This window comes from Flavobacterium sp. S87F.05.LMB.W.Kidney.N (genome assembly GCF_004366435.1).
In the GTDB taxonomy this organism is placed as follows: domain Bacteria; phylum Bacteroidota; class Bacteroidia; order Flavobacteriales; family Flavobacteriaceae; genus Flavobacterium.
The window spans coordinates 860,752-877,922 of the sequence record NZ_SODX01000001.1; the positions used below are offsets into that span (position 1 = coordinate 860,752).

The 17,171-nt window shown below is 33.9% G+C and carries 20 protein-coding genes and 1 riboswitch; of the genes, 7 read left to right on the top strand and 13 right to left on the bottom strand.

The features are described from left to right. Positions 1–13: 13 nt before the first annotated feature. On the top strand, positions 14–2,176 hold the full coding sequence (locus EDB96_RS03755) for a TonB-dependent receptor (protein WP_134139313.1): 2,163 nt from the start codon (positions 14–16) through the stop codon (positions 2,174–2,176). A 47-nt stretch (positions 2,177–2,223) separates the two neighbouring features. Here the strand turns inward: EDB96_RS03755 and EDB96_RS03760 are convergent, their stop codons facing one another. Beyond that, positions 2,224–2,640: a hypothetical protein gene (locus EDB96_RS03760; protein WP_134139314.1), complete on the bottom strand. Its 417-nt coding sequence runs from the start codon at positions 2,638–2,640 to the stop codon at positions 2,224–2,226. A gap of 156 nt (positions 2,641–2,796) precedes the next feature. Here EDB96_RS03760 and greA point away from each other — a divergent pair, with 156 nt between their 5' ends. Further along, on the top strand, positions 2,797–3,273 hold the full coding sequence (gene greA, locus EDB96_RS03765; protein WP_057117494.1) for a transcription elongation factor GreA: 477 nt from the start codon (positions 2,797–2,799) through the stop codon (positions 3,271–3,273). Between the two features lie 68 nt (positions 3,274–3,341). Beyond that, the gene (locus EDB96_RS03770; protein WP_134139316.1) at positions 3,342–3,731 is read left to right on the top strand and encodes an HIT family protein; all 390 of its coding nucleotides are present in this window, start codon (positions 3,342–3,344) and stop codon (positions 3,729–3,731) included. Between the two features lie 112 nt (positions 3,732–3,843). Here EDB96_RS03770 and EDB96_RS03775 read toward each other — a convergent pair whose 3' ends face one another. After that, a complete protein-coding gene (locus EDB96_RS03775; RefSeq protein WP_057117492.1) occupies positions 3,844–4,995 on the bottom strand; it encodes a sensor histidine kinase in 1,152 nt (383 codons plus the stop codon). Positions 4,996–5,155: 160 nt separating this feature from the next. Here EDB96_RS03775 and EDB96_RS03780 point away from each other — a divergent pair, with 160 nt between their 5' ends. The 4 genes from EDB96_RS03780 (at position 5,156) to EDB96_RS03795 (ending at position 8,041) form a co-directional block, all read left to right on the top strand. Then, positions 5,156–6,031: a flavin reductase family protein gene (locus EDB96_RS03780; RefSeq protein WP_134139318.1), complete on the top strand. Its 876-nt coding sequence runs from the start codon at positions 5,156–5,158 to the stop codon at positions 6,029–6,031. Between the two features lie 35 nt (positions 6,032–6,066). Further along, a complete protein-coding gene (locus EDB96_RS03785; RefSeq protein WP_057117491.1) occupies positions 6,067–6,438 on the top strand; it encodes a DUF3127 domain-containing protein in 372 nt (123 codons plus the stop codon). Between the two features lie 167 nt (positions 6,439–6,605). Further along, complete coding sequence (gene aat / locus EDB96_RS03790; RefSeq protein WP_134139319.1) at positions 6,606–7,244, top strand: leucyl/phenylalanyl-tRNA--protein transferase; 639 nt, start codon at positions 6,606–6,608, stop codon at positions 7,242–7,244. Positions 7,245–7,246: 2 nt separating this feature from the next. Beyond that, positions 7,247–8,041 carry an MOSC domain-containing protein gene (locus tag EDB96_RS03795; protein WP_134139321.1) on the top strand — a complete coding sequence of 265 codons (795 nt, stop codon included), beginning with the start codon at positions 7,247–7,249 and terminating at the stop codon, positions 8,039–8,041. Here the strand turns inward: EDB96_RS03795 and EDB96_RS03800 are convergent. From EDB96_RS03800 to EDB96_RS03850, 11 genes are all read right to left on the bottom strand, one after another. Then, complete coding sequence (locus EDB96_RS03800; RefSeq protein ID WP_134139322.1) at positions 8,038–8,748, bottom strand: HesA/MoeB/ThiF family protein; 711 nt, start codon at positions 8,746–8,748, stop codon at positions 8,038–8,040. The two genes, EDB96_RS03795 and EDB96_RS03800, sit on opposite strands and share 4 nt — an antisense overlap. A 49-nt stretch (positions 8,749–8,797) precedes the next feature. Beyond that, a complete protein-coding gene (thiH, locus tag EDB96_RS03805) occupies positions 8,798–9,925 on the bottom strand; it encodes a 2-iminoacetate synthase ThiH (protein ID WP_057117487.1) in 1,128 nt (375 codons plus the stop codon). A 153-nt stretch (positions 9,926–10,078) separates the two neighbouring features. Next, a complete protein-coding gene (locus EDB96_RS03810) occupies positions 10,079–10,855 on the bottom strand; it encodes a thiazole synthase (protein WP_134139324.1) in 777 nt (258 codons plus the stop codon). Then, positions 10,836–11,474 carry a thiamine phosphate synthase gene (locus tag EDB96_RS03815; protein WP_134139325.1) on the bottom strand — a complete coding sequence of 213 codons (639 nt, stop codon included), beginning with the start codon at positions 11,472–11,474 and terminating at the stop codon, positions 10,836–10,838. The genes EDB96_RS03810 and EDB96_RS03815 overlap by 20 nt, the downstream gene beginning before the upstream one ends. Next, the gene (locus EDB96_RS03820) at positions 11,467–12,207 is read right to left on the bottom strand and encodes a hydroxymethylpyrimidine/phosphomethylpyrimidine kinase (RefSeq protein WP_134139326.1); all 741 of its coding nucleotides are present in this window, start codon (positions 12,205–12,207) and stop codon (positions 11,467–11,469) included. The genes EDB96_RS03815 and EDB96_RS03820 overlap by 8 nt, the downstream gene beginning before the upstream one ends. Further along, a complete protein-coding gene (locus tag EDB96_RS03825; protein WP_134139327.1) occupies positions 12,165–12,773 on the bottom strand; it encodes a thiamine phosphate synthase in 609 nt (202 codons plus the stop codon). The genes EDB96_RS03820 and EDB96_RS03825 overlap by 43 nt, the downstream gene beginning before the upstream one ends. A 30-nt stretch (positions 12,774–12,803) precedes the next feature. Next, entirely contained in the window at positions 12,804–14,627 is a 1,824-nt protein-coding gene (gene thiC / locus EDB96_RS03830) for a phosphomethylpyrimidine synthase ThiC (RefSeq protein WP_134139329.1), read from the bottom strand. A gap of 122 nt (positions 14,628–14,749) precedes the next feature. Beyond that, on the bottom strand, positions 14,750–14,956 hold the full coding sequence (gene thiS, locus EDB96_RS03835; protein ID WP_134139330.1) for a sulfur carrier protein ThiS: 207 nt from the start codon (positions 14,954–14,956) through the stop codon (positions 14,750–14,752). Positions 14,957–15,022: 66 nt separating this feature from the next. Then, positions 15,023–15,119, bottom strand: a riboswitch (TPP riboswitch). Between the two features lie 78 nt (positions 15,120–15,197). Continuing rightward, the gene (locus EDB96_RS03840) at positions 15,198–15,767 is read right to left on the bottom strand and encodes a DNA-3-methyladenine glycosylase I (protein WP_134139331.1); all 570 of its coding nucleotides are present in this window, start codon (positions 15,765–15,767) and stop codon (positions 15,198–15,200) included. Further along, positions 15,767–16,429: a hypothetical protein gene (locus EDB96_RS03845; RefSeq protein WP_134139333.1), complete on the bottom strand. Its 663-nt coding sequence runs from the start codon at positions 16,427–16,429 to the stop codon at positions 15,767–15,769. The genes EDB96_RS03840 and EDB96_RS03845 overlap by 1 nt, the downstream gene beginning before the upstream one ends. Before the next feature lie 15 nt (positions 16,430–16,444). Then, positions 16,445–17,107 (bottom strand): queuosine precursor transporter, encoded by a 663-nt coding sequence (locus tag EDB96_RS03850; protein WP_134139334.1) that lies wholly within the window; start codon positions 17,105–17,107, stop codon positions 16,445–16,447. Positions 17,108–17,171: the final 64 nt, after the last annotated feature.

The window sequence follows — 17,171 nt, forward strand, 5'->3', positions numbered from 1 at the left end:
AATTTTTTTACAGATGAAAACTATCTTTAAAGGTACTGAGGTACTAAGTTGCAAAGGTTCCAAGGTTCAAAAAATGAGCAGAACCAAATCTATTTTATTTCTTCTATTCTCTTTCTTCTATTCTCTTTTTTCTTTTGCGCAACAGCAAGATTCTACAAAAGTAAATTCTCTTGATGAGGTTCTGGTTTCTGCAGTTCGCGTTACTACAAAAACTCCAGTAAGTTTTAGTAATATGGATAAAAAAGAAATTAAATATAGAAACTTAGGACAAGATATTCCTGTTTTAATGAATTATCTTCCATCAGTTGTAACAACTTCTGATGCTGGAAACGGAGTAGGTTACACAGGAATACGAGTGCGTGGAAGCGATGCTACACGTGTAAACGTAACTATAAACGGAATTCCATACAATGATGCTGAAAGTCAAGGAACTTTTTGGGTAAACATGCCCGATTTTGCTTCTTCTGTAGAAAGTCTTCAATTACAGCGTGGAGTTGGAACATCTACAAATGGAGCAGGTGCTTTTGGTGCCAGTTTGAACATGCTGACAGATAGTTATGCAAGAAAAGCAACAGGTGAAATTTCAAGCTCTGCTGGTTCATTCAATACCATAAAAAATACGGTAAAATTTAGTACTGGGTTATTAAATGACCACTTCGAAATCGCAGGACGTTTATCTGCCATAAAATCACAAGGATATATTGATCGTGCAAGTTCTGATTTAAAATCGTATTTCCTTCAGGGAACTTATGTTGGCAAAACGACTTTAATTAAAGCTTTGGTTTTTGGAGGAACTGAAAAAACGTATCAATCTTGGAACGGAATTGATGCCGAAACTTTAAATACAGATCGTACTTATAATTCAGCTGGTAAATATACAGACGAAGCTGGAAATGTTCGTTTTTATGATAATGAAACCGATAATTACAAACAAGACCATTATCAACTGCATTGGGGCGAATCAATTTCTGATAAATGGAGTACGAATTTTGCATTACATTATACAAAAGGAAAAGGATATTACGAAAATTATAAGGAAGATGCAGATATGTCTGATTATAATCTGAATCCAGTTGGAGCTGTAACAACAACAGATCTAGTGCGTCAGAAATGGTTGGATAATGATTTTTACGGGACAACTTTTTCGGCAAAATATAAAGAAGAAAAATTAGATGTAATTATTGGCGGAGGCTGGAATAAATATGAAGGAGACCACTACGGAAAAGTAATCTGGGCGAGATACGCTTCGCAATCTGAATTAGGAGATCATTATTATGATGATTTTTCTACTAAGACTGATGGAAATATTTTCGCTAAAGCAAATTATCAATTTACAGAAGAATTGAGTTTCTACGGAGATTTACAATACAGAAATGTGAAGTATAAAGCAAATAGTGCAGAAACAGGTTTGGTAGATGATAACTTCAACTTTTTTAATCCAAAAGCGGGTTTGAATTATGCTTTCAACGAAAAAAACACTTTGTATTTTTCTTATGCGAGAGCTAACCGTGAGCCAAACAGAACCGATTATGAAGGCGGAAATGTAAAACCAGAGAAACTTAATGATTTTGAGTTGGGATGGAGATTTAATTCAGAGAAATTTCAATTGAATTCTAATCTATACTATATGGGATATAGAGATCAATTGATTTTAACGGGAAGACTTGATGATGTGGGTGCGCCAATTCGTGCTAATACAGAAAAAAGTTATCGTTTAGGTTTCGAATTTGATGCAACAATTGTGATTACTGATAGATTTACTTTAAGACCAAACTTTACTTTGAGCAGCAATAAAAATGTTGATTTAGCTGTTGAAGGGGAATACTACGGAACAACTAAAATCGCCTATTCTCCAGAAGTTATTGCAGGAAATGTAATTGTGTATAAACCTATTGAAGGATTATATCTTTCGCTATTACAAAAATACGTTGGAGAGCAGTACATGAACAATATTGAACTGCCTGCAGCTAAGTTGGCAGATTATTTTGTAAATGACTTTAATGCTTCCTACGAAATAAAACCAAATTCTATTTTTAAATCGATTACTATTACAGCATTGGTGAATAATATTTTCAATAAAAAATATGTTTCAAACGGAGCTATGTGGGATATTTATCCATACTATTATCCGCAGGCAGGAGCCAATTTCTTAATTGGGTTAAATCTGAAATTCTAATTGAGTTAAATGCAAAAAAAAGCCTGAAAATAATTTCAGGCTTTTTTTTAATTGTATACGTGAACTACACTTCCAGAAGACTCTACACGATATTGCTTCATCGGATATTCTTTTCCTCCCAGTCCTGTAAATAAATTATATTGAGTCTTATCGCACGAACAAACGGCGTAAATTCCATCAATAGTCATGGCGGTACATGATGTAAGCGCCTGGTTTGGGCATGCAGCATCAAAAGCGGTGTAAGTCCCTTCACCAGTTTTCATTACAATAATTCCTTTTGCGCCGTAGTTAGCAACATAAACAGGATTGCTCGGATAGATCAATTTATTGTAAGTTGGAAGATTGGTATCCAAGTACGCATTTACAGAATAATTAGGAATGTAAGGATTGTTATTGCTCCTGTTGTTGTCGCTGCATGAGAATAATACAGCAGAAAGTGCGATAAAGAACCAGATTTTTTTCATTATTTTAATAAGAATTAGTGAAACAAAAATAATTTATTTAGATTTGAAATCTATATGATTAACATATAATTATGTACTATTAAAAATTATAGTATATTTGTGGTAAGAAAATCCCGTCGCGATGGGATTTTTTGTATTTATATAAACGATGAAGTTATGAGTAAAGTATCTTATTATACAGCAGAAGGACTAAAAAAGTTAAAAGATGAATTGGAGCATTTAAAAAGTGTAATGCGTCCTAAGGCATCTCAAGATATTGCAGACGCAAGAGATAAAGGTGATTTGTCTGAAAACGCGGAATATGATGCAGCAAAAGAAGCACAAGGTTTATTAGAAATGAGAATTTCTAAATTGGAAGAAGTATATGCAAATGCAAGATTAATAGATGAATCTCAATTAGATGTTTCTAAGGTTTTGGTTTTGTCTAATGTAAAAATCAAAAATCAAAGTAACGGAATGGAGATGAAATATACTCTAGTTGCCGAAAGTGAAGCAGATCTTAAAACAGGAAAAATCTCTGTAACATCTCCTATCGGAAAAGGGTTATTAGGAAAGTCTGTTGGAGAAGTAGCAGAAATTACAGTTCCAAACGGAATTTTGAAATTTGAAATTCTTGAAATCTCAAGAGACTAATTTTTTTAAAAGTGTAATCGTTAAATCGGTTAAACGAATAAACAGTTAAACGATTAACCCAAAAAACCATGAGTTCAATATTCACTAAAATAGTAAACGGAGAAATTCCTGCATACAAAATTGCTGAAGACGATAAATATTTGGCTTTTTTAGACGTAAATCCAAATGCTAAGGGACATACGCTTTGCATTCCGAAACAAGAAATCGATAAGATTTTTGATATGGAAGAAGAAGATTATTTAGGCTTAATGAAATTTTCTAAAAAAATAGCAGCAGCCTTAGAAAAAACAGTTCCATGCAAGAGAATCGGAATAGCAGTTGTTGGACTTGAAGTGCCTCATGCACACGTACACTTAGTTCCGTTAAACGAAATGGATGAAATGCGTTTTCAAAACAAAGTTTCTCTTTCTAAAGAAGAATTTGAAGCATTAGCAAAAGATATTCAATCGAATTTATAATGTTTTCACGAATGTCTGGCAAAGAAGTATAAGTTCGTTTTAAGACCGAGCCGCAGACTTCGACTTCGCTTAGTCTGACAAAACAGATAATAAAAAGTGCAGTAAATTATTTTTACTGCACTTTTTTATTTAATAAGATTTGAAAAGTAGTTCCTTTTCCTATTTCAGACTGTAATACCTTTATGTTCCCATTATGGTATTCTTCAACAATTCTTTTCGTTAAAGAAAGACCAAGTCCCCAGCCGCGCTTTTTGGTTGTGAAACCTGGTTCAAAAATGGTTTTAAATTGTTTTTTAGAAATTCCTGTTCCAGAATCTTTCACATTAATTTTTACATTAAAAGCATCTTGTTCAATTTTAAGATCTAAAGTTCCTTTTCCTTTCATGGCATCAATAGCATTTTTGACCAAATTTTCAATTGTCCAGCTGTGTAATGTTGGATTTATCATAGCAAAAATTGGTTCTTTTGGAGCTTCAAAAGAAAAAGCAACCTGTTTCGAAAATCGAGATTGAAGATACTCATATGCATTTTTTGTCTCTTCTACAATATTGTGATTTTCTAGAACTGGCACAGATCCAATTTTAGAAAAACGATCGGTGATAGTTTGAAGACGTTCTATGTCTTTTTCTATTTCAATGCTTATGGAAGGATCGATTTCTTCAGTCTTTAATATTTCGACCCATCCAATTAATGAAGACAATGGCGTTCCAATTTGGTGGGCAGTTTCTTTAGCCATTCCAGCCCAAAGTTTGTTTTGGGTCGCCATTTTAGTGCTTTTGTAAAAATTATAAATTAAAGCAACACATAAAACAATAATAAGAAATAAAGCAATTGGATAATATTTGAGTTTATTAAGTAATCCTGAATTTCCATAGTACAACGTCTGGTACTTCCCGGGAGCATATTCAAAAGTTATAGGCTCATTTTCATTTCTTAATTTATTCAAATAGGCTGCTCTTTTTTTCTTGTTACTAAGAATTTCATCAGGAACATTTGTCGCACTTACCACTTTGTCGTACAAAATAACTATAGCCGGAATAGAAGTATTGTTGTTGATGATTTGAAGCGGAAGTTCTACATCAGTATTTTCGTTTGCATTCACAATTGTAATTTGCGCATTTACAAAAAGTTTCATTTTTAAACGCTCCTCATTTTTAAATATTTGGAAGAAAGTATAAGTATTCCAAAGGATTAGAGAAATGATGATAAAGCAGAAGGAAATGATAATCCAGCGAGTTGTATTTGTTCTTTCAGAAAAAGACATATCAATTATTTTGTGGTATAAATATAACGAAATATACACATTTTATATTTTGCGACTGGCGAAAGTTTTTTTGTTTTATCTGCAAAACAATTTCTCATAATTAAACCATTTCAATACTTTTGCAGGTACCAAAATGAGATTTGGTTTTAAATCAAAAAGTATGATCAGTATTAATCCAAAAGAGATTCCAACGGCAAAGCTGCAGGGCTATCTGCAGAGCGCGATTGGTCCTAGACCAATTGCTTTTGCAAGTACAATCAGCGAAAAAGGAATTCCGAACCTCTCACCGTTTAGTTTCTTTAACGTTTTTAGTGCTAATCCGCCAATATTGGTTTTCTCACCTTCGCGCCGTGTTCGTGATAATACAATCAAACATACTTTAATTAATGCCGAAGCAACTCGAGAAGTTGTTATAAATGTTGTAAATTACGATTTAGTACAACAGACGTCTTTAGCAAGTACAGAATATGGAGATGGAGTAAATGAATTTATAAAAGCCGGCTTAACCCAGATTCCTTCAGATTTAGTAAAACCATATCGTGTAAAAGAATCTCCAGTTCAATTTGAATGCAAGGTAACGCAGATTATTCCGTTAGGAGAAGAAGGCGGGGCAGGAAATTTAATTTTATGTGAAGTTGTAAAAATTCACATTCACGAATCAATTTTAGACGAGAATGGCGCAATAGATCAGCATAAAATTGATTTGGTATCGAGGTTAGGAAATAACTGGTATTCAAGATCAAATCAAGGACTTTTTGAAGTCGCAAAACCATTGACAACACTGGGAGTAGGAGTAGATGCTATACCAGATTTTGTAAAAGCAAGTCCTGTTTTTGATGGAAATGATTTAGGTAAATTAGGCAACATTGAAGCCTTGCCTACAAAAGAAGAAGTTAGTATATTTGTGAAAGAAAATTTTTCTGTCAAAGGAGTTTTAAGTTCAGATGACCAGAAAAAAATACACTTAGAAGCCAAAAAATATCTCGACAATGGTGACGTTGAGTCGGCTTGGAAAGTACTTTTAGCAAAAAAATAAAAGAAAGAAAGAAACAATAATTAATATAGACGAAGATGGAAGTTACAGGAAAAGTAAAAGTGGTTAACCCAGAGCAGCAAGTTAGTGCCTCATTCAAAAAAAGAGAATTAGTTGTTACTACTGAGGAACAGTATCCACAACATATTTTAATCGAATTTACACAAGATAAATGCGATTTGTTGAGTAGCTATAAACAAGGAGAGGCAGTAAAAGTTTCTATCAATTTAAGAGGAAGAGAATGGGTTAATCCACAAGGAGAAACTAGATATTTCAATAGTATTCAAGGTTGGAGAATCGAAAGATTAGCAGATGCTGCACCTACGCAAGCGCCGCCAGTGCCGACAGCAGAAACTTTTGCTCCAGCAGCAAACTTAAACGAAGACGAACCAGACGATTTACCGTTCTAAGAACGTTTAAATTTAAATATTTGAAATTCCAAATTCCAATTCATTACTATGTTTTGGGATTTGGAATTTTAATTTTTGAGCTCTTTTGTTATTTATTCTTAAGTGAAAATGACAATGCTGCAGAAGTTTGGAATTTGGAATTTTTTCAAAATTGATTATTTAAAAAAATGTATTATTTATTCAAAGATTTATTTTTTCCGCCAGTTACAGAAGCAGATGAAGAAGGTGTTTTGGCTATTGGAGGCGATCTCAGTCCAGAACGTTTACAACTAGCTTATAAAAGTGGCATTTTTCCGTGGTTTAATGAAGGAGAACCCATTCTTTGGTGGGCACCAGATCCGAGAATGGTATTATTTTTTGATGAACTGGTAATATCTAAAAGTATGCGGAATATCTTAAATCGGAAAATGTTTAAAGTTACTTTTAATAAAAATTTCAAAGAAGTAATTTCAAATTGCCAGCAGATAAAACGTGACGGTCAAAACGGAACTTGGATATCAAACGATATGATCGATGCTTACTGCAAATTAAATGAAGACGGAATTGCGAAATCTGTTGAGGTTTGGCAGGATGATATTTTAGTTGGAGGTTTGTACGGAATTGATCTGGGACATATTTTTTGTGGAGAAAGTATGTTTTCTAAAGTTTCAAATGCTTCAAAAACAGCTTTTATTGCTTTAGCTTTATATTTGCAAAAAGAAAATTATAAATTACTCGATTGTCAAGTTTATAATCCACATTTAGAGAGTTTAGGCTGTCGCGAAATTGACCGTGAAGAATTTATGTCCATTTTAAAAAGTAAGTAAAAATGAGTGTCGTTTATAGTGTAAAAGAAATTTATATCTATCCGATAAAAAGTCTGGCTGGAATAAGCTGTAAGTCTGCTTTTGCAGAAGAAATGGGATTTGAAAATGACCGCCGATGGATGCTAATCGATGCCGAAAATCAAATGCTAACGCAAAGAGAGCATCGCATTATGAGCCAGTTTTACCCGCAAATTTCAGATGGCAAAATTTGCATTACTTTTCAAGATCAAAAACATGAATTTTCTATTGATGAGCATTTGGAAAATTCGCTGGAAGTAAATGTTTGGGATGATAAAAGCGAAGTTGTTGAGGTAAATTACGAAACTTCAAAATGGTTCAGCCAGCATTTGGGATTTGAATGTAAATTGGTAAAAATTATAAAAAATGGAGGCCGCAAACATGAAAGCTCCAGATTAAAAGAAACTTTTAATGTAAGTCTTGCCGATGGTTATCCGTATTTGTTGATTGGGACAAAGAGTTTAGATTTCTTAAATGAAAAATTAGAAGACAAAATTACTGTTTTAAGATTTCGTCCCAATATTGTAATAAGTAGTGAAAATCCTCATGAAGAAGATGATTTTAAGACTTTTACCATTGGAGAAGTTCAGTTTAAAAACATAAAACCTTGCGGCAGATGTGTTATGGTTAATAATGATCCTCAAAATGGACGTTTGAAAAAAGAACCTCTCAAAACTTTAAGCAAGTACAGAAATGTAGACAATTCAGTTTTGTTTGGAACTAATATTGTGAGCCTGAATTCTGGAATTATTACTATTGGTGATGAGGTTGTATTTTAGAAATTAAGTTTTGTAAAATTCCAGTTTAAAGTATTAAAAATTATCAATTCATTTTTTAAAGTTGGTAATTCTAGAATCAATTTTAAGGTTTCATGAGCCATCATATTACCAATAATTCCAGGCAATGTTCCTAAAACGCCATTCAAATTGCAATTAGGAACATCTTTTGGATCTGGCATTTCTGGAAATAAATCACGAAGATTTTTACTTTCTTTATGATTGAAAATCGCAATTTGTCCTTCAAACCTTAAAATGCTTCCATAAACTAATGGCTTTTTAAGCTGAACACAAGTATCATTGACCAAATAACGAGTCGAAAAATTATCAGAACCATCTACAATAATATCAAATTGTTCGATAATTTTTGAGGCATTTTCAGCAGTTAATTTTTCATTAATAGCAACAGCTTCAATCAACGGATTTAATTTAGAAACTACATCTTTTGCCACAGCTGCTTTGTGCTGGCCAATTTCATTTTCGGTATATAAAATCTGTCTGTGCAGATTATGAATTTCAATGGTGTCAAAATCCATGATTCCAATAAAACCAACTCCTGCAGTTGCAATGTATTGTAAAATCGGGCAACCCAAACCGCCTGCGCCAATTACTAAAACTTTAGCTTTTTTTAATTTTTCTTGTCCCTCATCACCAATTTCAGGCAGAATAGTTTGCCTGTTGTAACGAAGAAATTCTTGTATTATACTCATTTTTTTTAATTTTAGATTGATGAATAGTAGTGCAAAAAAAATCTGAAATCTAAACTCTAAAATCTGAAATATAACTTCTATCCCAATCTTTCCAAACGGGTTCGTAACCTTTCATTTTTATGATTTTTGAAATTTCTTCTGCAGAACGTTCATCACTGATTTCGAATTGTTCCAAAGACTGCGGATCAACAACATAACCACCCGGATTTGTTTTAGAACCAGCACTCATGCTCGTAACGCCAATTGGAATTATATTGTTTCTGAATTTCTCGTTCTCACGAGTTGAAATAGAAATTTCCAAATCCTCATTCCATAAGCGATACGCACAAATGAGCTGTGTCAAATCTTTATCATCCATAATAAAATTAGGTTCAATAATTCCTTCTGCAGGGCGGAGACGTGGAAACGAAACCGAATATTTAGTCTGCCAATATTTTTTTTGAAGATAATCTAAATGTAAAGCATTGAAGAAGCTGTCCGTTCGCCAATCTTCTAAACCTAATAAAACTCCCAAGCCAATTTTATGAATTCCTGCAGAACCTATTCTGTCTGGAGTTTCTAATCTATAGTCGAAATTTGATTTTTTGCCTTTCGTATGATATTTTTTATAAACTTCCTGATGATAAGTTTCCTGATAAACCAAAACCGAATAAACTCCAGCTTTATGCAGACGTTCATAATCTTCTGTTGAAAGAGGCTGGACTTCAACAGAAATAATCGAAAAATCTTTTCGAATCAAGTCAATTGCATTTAGAAAATAGTTAATATTTACGGTATAATTAGCTTCGCCTGTGACCAGTAAAACATGATCGAAGCCAGTGTTTTTTAAGGCTTCAACTTCTACTTTTATCTCAGCATCAGTCAGCGTTTTTCTTTTGATTTTATTGTCTAGACTAAATCCACAATAGGTACAAATGTTCTGGCATTCGTTGCTCAAATACAACGGTGCATACATTTGAATCGTTTTCCCGAAGCGTTTTTTGGTGATTTCATGGCATTTTTGTGCCATTTGCTCTAAATAATTTTGAGCAATTGGAGAAATCAAAATCAAAAAATCCTCGAGATTGTATTTGGTTTTAGCCAAAGTGCGTTCAACATCTTTTGACCTGGTTTTATATATCTTGGATTGGATTTCATCCCAATTATATTGCTCAAAAATAGATTTAAAAGTATTCATGTGAGTTTAGTTTTACTGCAAAAGTTTTTTAACGCAAAGGGCGCTAAGAATACGCAAAGATCGCTAAGCTTTGAGTTCTTGTCTTTGACAAAAAGTCCGCAAAGCTTTGCGAATTTTGCGAAAAAACCTTGCGGACTTTGCGTTAGAAAAAAATTACTCATAAAGAAAAGAAGTCAATGGACTAGAAGCCGCCGCATAATTTTGCTGATTAGCAATCTTAGCTTCAAAAGCTTTCCTTCCGGCTATAACAGCTGCTGCAAAAGCCTCAGCCATTAGTTTTGGATTTCCAGCCACGGCTATTGCAGTGTTAACCAAAACAGCATCAGCACCAATTTCCATTGCTTTTGCAGCGTCAGACGGAGCGCCAATTCCAGCATCTATAATAACTGGAACATTACTTTGTTCAATTATAATCTCTAAAAAATCAATTGTTTTTAAACCTTTGTTACTTCCAATTGGAGAACCTAACGGCATTACGGCAGCTGTTCCTGCACTTTCTAAATGTTTACATAAAACAGGATCAGCATGAATGTAAGGCAGAACAAAAAAACCGAGTTTTGCCAATTCTTCTGTTGCTTTCAAAGTTTCTATAGGATCAGGCATTAAGTATTTGGGATCAGGATGAATTTCAAGTTTTACCCAATTGGTTTCCAAAGCCTCGCGAGCTAGCTGCGCTGCAAAAACAGCTTCTTTGGCATTTCGTGCACCGGAAGTATTTGGTAATAAATTAATATTCGGATGTTTTAAATGCGATAAAATGGCATCAGTATCCGTTTCAAGATCGATGCGTTTTAAAGCAACCGTAACCAATTCACTTTCTGAAGCTAGAATTGCTTCTTCCATTTCCTGGTTTGAACCAAATTTTCCTGTTCCTAAAAACAAACGGGATTTGAAAGTTTTGTCTCCAATATTAAATAATGACGTTTGCATATAATTTTTCTTTTAATTGTTGAATTAATTTTTCCTTTTCATCGCTTTCTGTAATGATTCCAGAAACCGCAATTCCGTGAATTCCAGTTTCCATTAACGGATTTATATCTCGCAGTGTGATGCCTCCAATTGCATAAACAGGAACTTCAATTTTATCTTTCTTCAGTCTTTGAAGAATGTCAAAATATCCCGATAACCCTAAAATTGGACTTAATTTTTCTTTCGTTGCAGTAAAACGAAAAGGCCCTAAACCAATATAATCACAGCCGTTTTTGACATGATTCTGAATGTCTTCAAAAGTATTAGCAGTTCCGCCAATTATTTTTCCAGAACCTAAAATTGCTCTTGCTTCATCAATTTTTGTGTCTGTTAATCCGAGATGAACGCCATCTGCTTCAATTTGCTGAGCAAGATGTAAATCATCATTTACAATAAATTTGACCTGATATTTGTCGCATAGAAGTTTTACATCTTCTGCCAAAGTGAGCTTATTTTGAGTTGTTTGATTTTTAAATCGCATTTGTACCCACTCACATCCAGCATCAAGAGCTTGATGAATATTCCGTAATTGTTCTTCGATCGTTTCGCCTTGCGAAATGTATTGCAGTTTTTTATACATAATGATATCCGATTAAAGTTGAAGTTGAACTCAAATAATTTTCGATATATATTTTGGCGTTTTTACAGGCTTCTCTCATGGTTTGGGTTAATGCTAAATTGGATGCAATTGCAGAAGAAAGTACGCAGCCGGAGCCATGTTTTTCAAAGCATTTTTTATCTGAAGGAAATAATTCTAAAATTTCATTTTTTAAATATAAACGATCTGTTCCCAGAGCTTTTTCGTTATGTCCGCCTTTCAATAAAATGTTTGTAAAGAAGCTGTTTTCTTTAGAACTAAAATCAGGAAACAGAATTTTGGCTTCATGATAGTTCGGTGTAATCAAATCGATTTTGGGAAGTATTTTATTTAATCTTTCATGATCTTCAATATTCATAAATTCAAATTTTGTGGTCGATTTTAAAACTGGATCCCAAACGATTTTTGTTGAAGGAGAAAGTAGTTTTATAGTCGAAATAATTTGATTTAAATCCTGTAAAGAAGAGACAATTCCGATTTTTACAGCACTGATTTTATAGTTTAAAAACAAGTTTTCAATAGACCGAATAACAAAATTCAAATTCGTCCATTCAATTTCATAAAACTGATTTTCGGTTTGAATTGTATTCGCTGTCGAAATAGCAAAACCGGTTACTTTGTGCTGTTCAAAGGTTTTGATATCAGCCAAAATTCCGGCACCTCCAGACGGGTCTAAACCTGCGATTGTAAGTACGAAAGGGCGATTTGCTGGCATAATGTAAATTGTTTTAAAGGATTCTCATTTTTCCAGATGCTTCCCAAAAGAGCAATATCATCAAACCCATTTTGAAGCACTTTTTGAATATTATGCGAATCAATTCCGCCTAAAGCGATGACTTTTGTTTTATAGTTTGTTCGCGATTTTATCTCTTCAAAAAGATCTGTTTCTGGATGATAATTTTCTTTTGAAATACTTTTAAAAACTGGACTTAAAAAAGCGTAATCAAAATCACTATCTAATAAATTGAAATCTTTAATAGAATGTGTTGATGTTGAATACCTACAAGGTTTTGAAAACCTTTCAGGAGAGTCATGAGTTTGCTTTCTTTCTTTTTCAGAAAAATGAAATCGGTTAATTCCAAAATCTTCTGCCAATGCATGATGATTGTGCAAAACAATTCGATCTCTAAATTCTAGTTTTATTTGATGAATGAACTGCGCCATTTCCAATTCAGAAAAATCAGGTTTTCTAATATGAAGCAAAGACAATCCTTCGGCAAATAAAGATTGAATCATATTTGTTTCATTTTCAACAGAAAAAGGATTTGTAACTACAATCATATCATTCCTCTTTATTCTTGATTCTATTTTCTAGATATAAATCTCTTTCCCCTGTTCAATAAATTCTTCTGATTTCTCCTGCATTCCTTTTTCTGCGGCAGCGACATCTCTAATTTCCTGAGATATTTTCATAGAGCAGAATTTTGGTCCGCACATCGAACAAAAATGAGCCACTTTTGCACCGTCTGCAGGAAGGGTTTCGTCGTGAAATTCTCTAGCAGTATCTGGATCTAAAGCCAAATTAAACTGGTCTTCCCAGCGGAATTCGAAACGAGCTTTACTTAATGCATTATCACGATATTGTGCACCCGGATGTCCTTTTGCTAAATCTGCAGCGTGTGCTGAAATTTTATACGTGATTACACCATCTTTAACGTCTTTTTTATTGGGTAAACCAAGATGCTCTTTTGGTGTCACATAACACAACATGGCACAGCCGTACCAACCAATCATAGCGGCGCCAATTGCCGATGTGATATGATCGTAACCAGGTGCAATATCGGTCGTTAAAGGTCCTAAAGTGTAAAACGGAGCTTCATGGCAATGTTCTAATTGTTTGTCCATGTTTTCCTTAATCATATGCATCGGTACGTGACCTGGACCTTCAATAAAAACTTGAACATCATGTTTCCATGCGATTTTGGTCAATTCGCCTAAAGTTTCCAATTCGGCAAACTGCGCAGCGTCGTTCGCATCAGCAATGGAACCTGGACGTAAACCATCGCCTAAAGAAAAAGCAACATCATATTGTTTCATGATTTCGCAGATTTCCTCAAAATGTGTGTACAAGAAGTTTTCTTTATGATGAAATAAACACCATTTTGCCATAATCGAACCACCACGTGAAACGATTCCGGTAACTCGATTGGCGGTTAAATGAATGTAACGAAGCAATACTCCGGCGTGAATGGTAAAATAGGAAACGCCTTGTTCTGCCTGTTCTATTAAAGTATCGCGGAAAATTTCCCAAGTTAAATCTTCGGCAACTCCTTTTGCTTTTTCCAATGCCTGATAAATCGGAACAGTACCAATTGGAACTGGAGAATTTCGAATAATCCATTCTCTCGTTTCATGAATATTTTTTCCAGTCGATAAATCCATAATCGTGTCAGCGCCCCAGCGACATGCCCAAACGGCTTTTTCAACTTCTTCTTCAATGCTTGAAGTCACGGCGCTGTTACCGATATTGGCATTTATTTTAACCAAGAAATTTCGTCCCACGATCATTGGTTCGCTTTCTGGATGATTGATGTTGTTTGGAATAATAGCTCTTCCACAGGCAACTTCAGATCGCACAAATTCAGGAGTAATTTTACTTTTAGGAGTATTGGCTCCAAAACTGTGACCGCTGTGCTGGCATTGCATAGCTTTTGTTTGCTCATTTATAAGCTCGATACGCTGGTTTTCACGAATCGCGATGTATTCCATTTCCGGAGTAATAATTCCTTGTTTAGCATAATACAATTGCGTTACGTTTGCGCCTTTTTTAGCTCTTTTTGGCTGATGCAAATACTCAAAACGAAGATGATTTAGCGTTTCATCTTTTAATCGGCTTTGACCATAATCTGATGTGATTTCATCTAAAATCTCGACATCATTACGATCTAGGATCCAACTTTCGCGTAAGCGTGGCAATCCTTTTCTAATATCAATTTCAATATTAGGATCGGTGTAAGGACCAGAAGTATCATAAACTGTCACGGGAGGATTTTTTTCAATTCCGCCATTTGAAAGTTTGGTGTCACTCAAAGCAATTTCGCGCATTGCTACTTTTATGGGATGAATTTCTCCGTTTATATAAACTTTTGTAGAATTTGGAAACGGGGTTCTAGATATTTGTTCTTCTGTAGTCATGAGTTTTTTTGTTTCAGGTTTCAAGTTTCAGGTTGATGTAGATTGTGTGTGTAGAGGCGCACTGCAGTGCGTCTACGTCCAGTATTACTTGGAATTTGGGTTTTTAAAATTGAAATTTATTTCTAACCTCCCTGCGTGGCAGAAATAATTAAGATTTCGTCAGTTTCTTGTACGAGGAATTCTTTCCATTTAATTTTTGGAACAACGGTGTTGTTAATAGCAACGGCAATTCCGTTTTGTTTGTGCGGAATTTCGAGATCGAGCAATGATTGAACGCTTAGCGATTCAGCATTGAAATGTTTAATTTGTTGGTTGATTTTTAGTTCCATTCCCTTTGAATTTAGTATATAGTTATACTTTAGGAATGGCTACAAGAACGCATAAAAAATGCGTGCAGAAGTCATCTTACTTTTCCCTACGCTAGTATGAACTAGATCAGGTTCAGAGGGTAAAATCTCAGCCTACAAGTTGTAGACACCCCTAAAGTGTGAAGCAAATATAGGTAATTTTTGTTTACAAGTTTCAGGTTTCAAGTTTCAGGTTTAAAAAAAAACTGAAAACTGCGACTGATTACTGAGTTCTTTTCCAGCAATCTTCGGCGTGATCATTGACCATTCCGGTGGCTTGCATGTGTGCGTAAATTACGGTTGAACCGACAAATTTAAAACCTCTTTTTTTTAAATCTTTACTTATTTCGTCAGAAAGAGGCGTAGTAGCCGGAACATCTTTTGAAGTTTTGGGATGGTTTATTATAGGTTTTCCATTTGTGAATTTCCAAATATAATCCGAAAAGCTTCCAAATTCTTCCTGAACTTTCATAAATGCCTGAGCATTTGAAACTGCTGATTTTATTTTAAGTTTATTGCGGATGATTCCGGTATTCTGCAATAATTCTTCGATTTTATCTTCAGAATAATTGGCGATTTTTTGATAATCAAAATGATCAAATGCATTTCTGAAATTTTCTCTTTTATTTAAAATCGTGATCCAGCTAAGTCCAGCTTGAAAGGTTTCTAAAATTAAAAATTCAAATAGAGTAGAATCATCATAAACTGGAACGCCCCATTCTTCATCATGATATTTTTTATATAAATCGCTGGCAGAACACCAGCCGCATCTTATAAGATTTTCTTGTTCCATTACTTCCCAATTTGCCAGCTGTATCCTTTTACTGTTGGAATATAGGCTGATCTGCCAATTATGATTAAGTTGTTATAGATTTTTTTCTCATATTTTATTCCAATTGCCGTACCTGAAGTATACAATTTATTGGATTTGAAAGCAATTTTCATACTGCCATCTTTGAATTTTGCATCAGAAACTTTTTCTAAGAGCCATGTAGATTTCCATTTTACGGCTATTTCGTCTTCCGCAATTTTTGTAATGCTTTTAACTATTTTGACAGCTTCTTTCGGGATTTGAAAATTTTGTGTCAGCTCTTTTTGAGTAAAGGTTTCACCTATTTCACTATTAGAAAGTATTTTTTTTAAATTAGCGAAAGTCATTAAATTATCGCTGCTTTCATTTTTTTCTGCTGTGCTTTGCAGATTTTGTATTTCAGGTTTGACCAGTGTATCTTTTTTTAATGCAGAATTATTTTTTGCATTACTGTTCTGTTTCCTTGTAAAATCTTTTATGGCCGATTTTTCTAAGGAGCTTTTTTTGAATTTTTTTTCTGAAACTGGGGTTAATTTATTTACAGAAGTAATCATTTCCTTTTTTGGCTGTTTTTTGGAATCGTTGCCACAGCTTGTAAAGAAATAAGTTAACGAAAGTAATATAATGAGACCCGTTTTTTTCATGATATTAAATTACACTTAATTTTTGAGAGAAGGGTCCTCATCTAAATATTTTTTAATCAAATGATGTCCTAAGTAAATTGCTGGTGTTAGTAAAATTGCAATTGCTAGTTTAAAAGTGTATCCAATTAATCCTGAAGAAATAAAAGTATCAAAATCAATTTTCCCTGGAAGCCAGAAAGCAATTCCAAGCACTATAAATGAATCGAACAATTGTGAAATTACAGTTGATCCTGTAGTTCTCAGCCATATTTTTTTATGTCCCGTTCGGTTTCTAAAGAACCAAAAAACGCTGACATCAATTAACTGTGAAACCATAAAGGCAATAATACTTCCCACAATAATCCACATACTTTGCCCGAATACAGCTTGAAATTGTTCGTCATTAACTGGGCTGATTCCTTTTGCGGCAGGAATTACAATCGCCATAAACAAAATCAGAAAAGCATAAGCGATTAGGCATGCGGTTATAAAGGAAAGTTTTTTTACTCCTTTTTCACCAAAATATTCATTAATTAAATCTGTGGTTAAAAATACAATTGGCCAAGGTAGAATTCCTATACTCATTACAAACGGACCAACTTGAATTAATTTACCTCCAATAAGTTCTGCAACAACTGCATTCGTGATAAATATTCCTGCTAGAATTACAAAAACGATTTCTTTTCTGGTTTTAAACATGTTGTTTTAGGTGTTGATGTTTCAAAATTAAACTATTTCTTTTAAATCTTAGAATCCATCAATT

Excerpts from the sequence above, each read along its gene's own strand:
- EDB96_RS03755 (WP_134139313.1), top strand. The coding sequence starts at position 14 with ATGAAAACTATCTTTAAAGGTACTGAGGTACTAAGTTGCAAAGGTTCC.
- EDB96_RS03760 (WP_134139314.1), bottom strand. The coding sequence starts at position 2,640 with ATGAAAAAAATCTGGTTCTTTATCGCACTTTCTGCTGTATTATTCTCA.
- greA (WP_057117494.1), top strand. The coding sequence starts at position 2,797 with ATGAGTAAAGTATCTTATTATACAGCAGAAGGACTAAAAAAGTTAAAA.
- EDB96_RS03770 (WP_134139316.1), top strand. The coding sequence starts at position 3,342 with ATGAGTTCAATATTCACTAAAATAGTAAACGGAGAAATTCCTGCATAC.
- EDB96_RS03775 (WP_057117492.1), bottom strand. The coding sequence starts at position 4,995 with ATGTCTTTTTCTGAAAGAACAAATACAACTCGCTGGATTATCATTTCC.
- EDB96_RS03780 (WP_134139318.1), top strand. The coding sequence starts at position 5,156 with ATGATCAGTATTAATCCAAAAGAGATTCCAACGGCAAAGCTGCAGGGC.
- EDB96_RS03785 (WP_057117491.1), top strand. The coding sequence starts at position 6,067 with ATGGAAGTTACAGGAAAAGTAAAAGTGGTTAACCCAGAGCAGCAAGTT.
- aat (WP_134139319.1), top strand. The coding sequence starts at position 6,606 with ATGTATTATTTATTCAAAGATTTATTTTTTCCGCCAGTTACAGAAGCA.
- EDB96_RS03795 (WP_134139321.1), top strand. The coding sequence starts at position 7,247 with ATGAGTGTCGTTTATAGTGTAAAAGAAATTTATATCTATCCGATAAAA.
- EDB96_RS03800 (WP_134139322.1), bottom strand. The coding sequence starts at position 8,748 with ATGAGTATAATACAAGAATTTCTTCGTTACAACAGGCAAACTATTCTG.
- thiH (WP_057117487.1), bottom strand. The coding sequence starts at position 9,925 with ATGAATACTTTTAAATCTATTTTTGAGCAATATAATTGGGATGAAATC.
- EDB96_RS03810 (WP_134139324.1), bottom strand. The coding sequence starts at position 10,855 with ATGCAAACGTCATTATTTAATATTGGAGACAAAACTTTCAAATCCCGT.
- EDB96_RS03815 (WP_134139325.1), bottom strand. The coding sequence starts at position 11,474 with ATGTATAAAAAACTGCAATACATTTCGCAAGGCGAAACGATCGAAGAA.
- EDB96_RS03820 (WP_134139326.1), bottom strand. The coding sequence starts at position 12,207 with ATGCCAGCAAATCGCCCTTTCGTACTTACAATCGCAGGTTTAGACCCG.
- EDB96_RS03825 (WP_134139327.1), bottom strand. The coding sequence starts at position 12,773 with ATGATTGTAGTTACAAATCCTTTTTCTGTTGAAAATGAAACAAATATG.
- thiC (WP_134139329.1), bottom strand. The coding sequence starts at position 14,627 with ATGACTACAGAAGAACAAATATCTAGAACCCCGTTTCCAAATTCTACA.
- thiS (WP_134139330.1), bottom strand. The coding sequence starts at position 14,956 with ATGGAACTAAAAATCAACCAACAAATTAAACATTTCAATGCTGAATCG.
- EDB96_RS03840 (WP_134139331.1), bottom strand. The coding sequence starts at position 15,767 with ATGGAACAAGAAAATCTTATAAGATGCGGCTGGTGTTCTGCCAGCGAT.
- EDB96_RS03845 (WP_134139333.1), bottom strand. The coding sequence starts at position 16,429 with ATGAAAAAAACGGGTCTCATTATATTACTTTCGTTAACTTATTTCTTT.
- EDB96_RS03850 (WP_134139334.1), bottom strand. The coding sequence starts at position 17,107 with ATGTTTAAAACCAGAAAAGAAATCGTTTTTGTAATTCTAGCAGGAATA.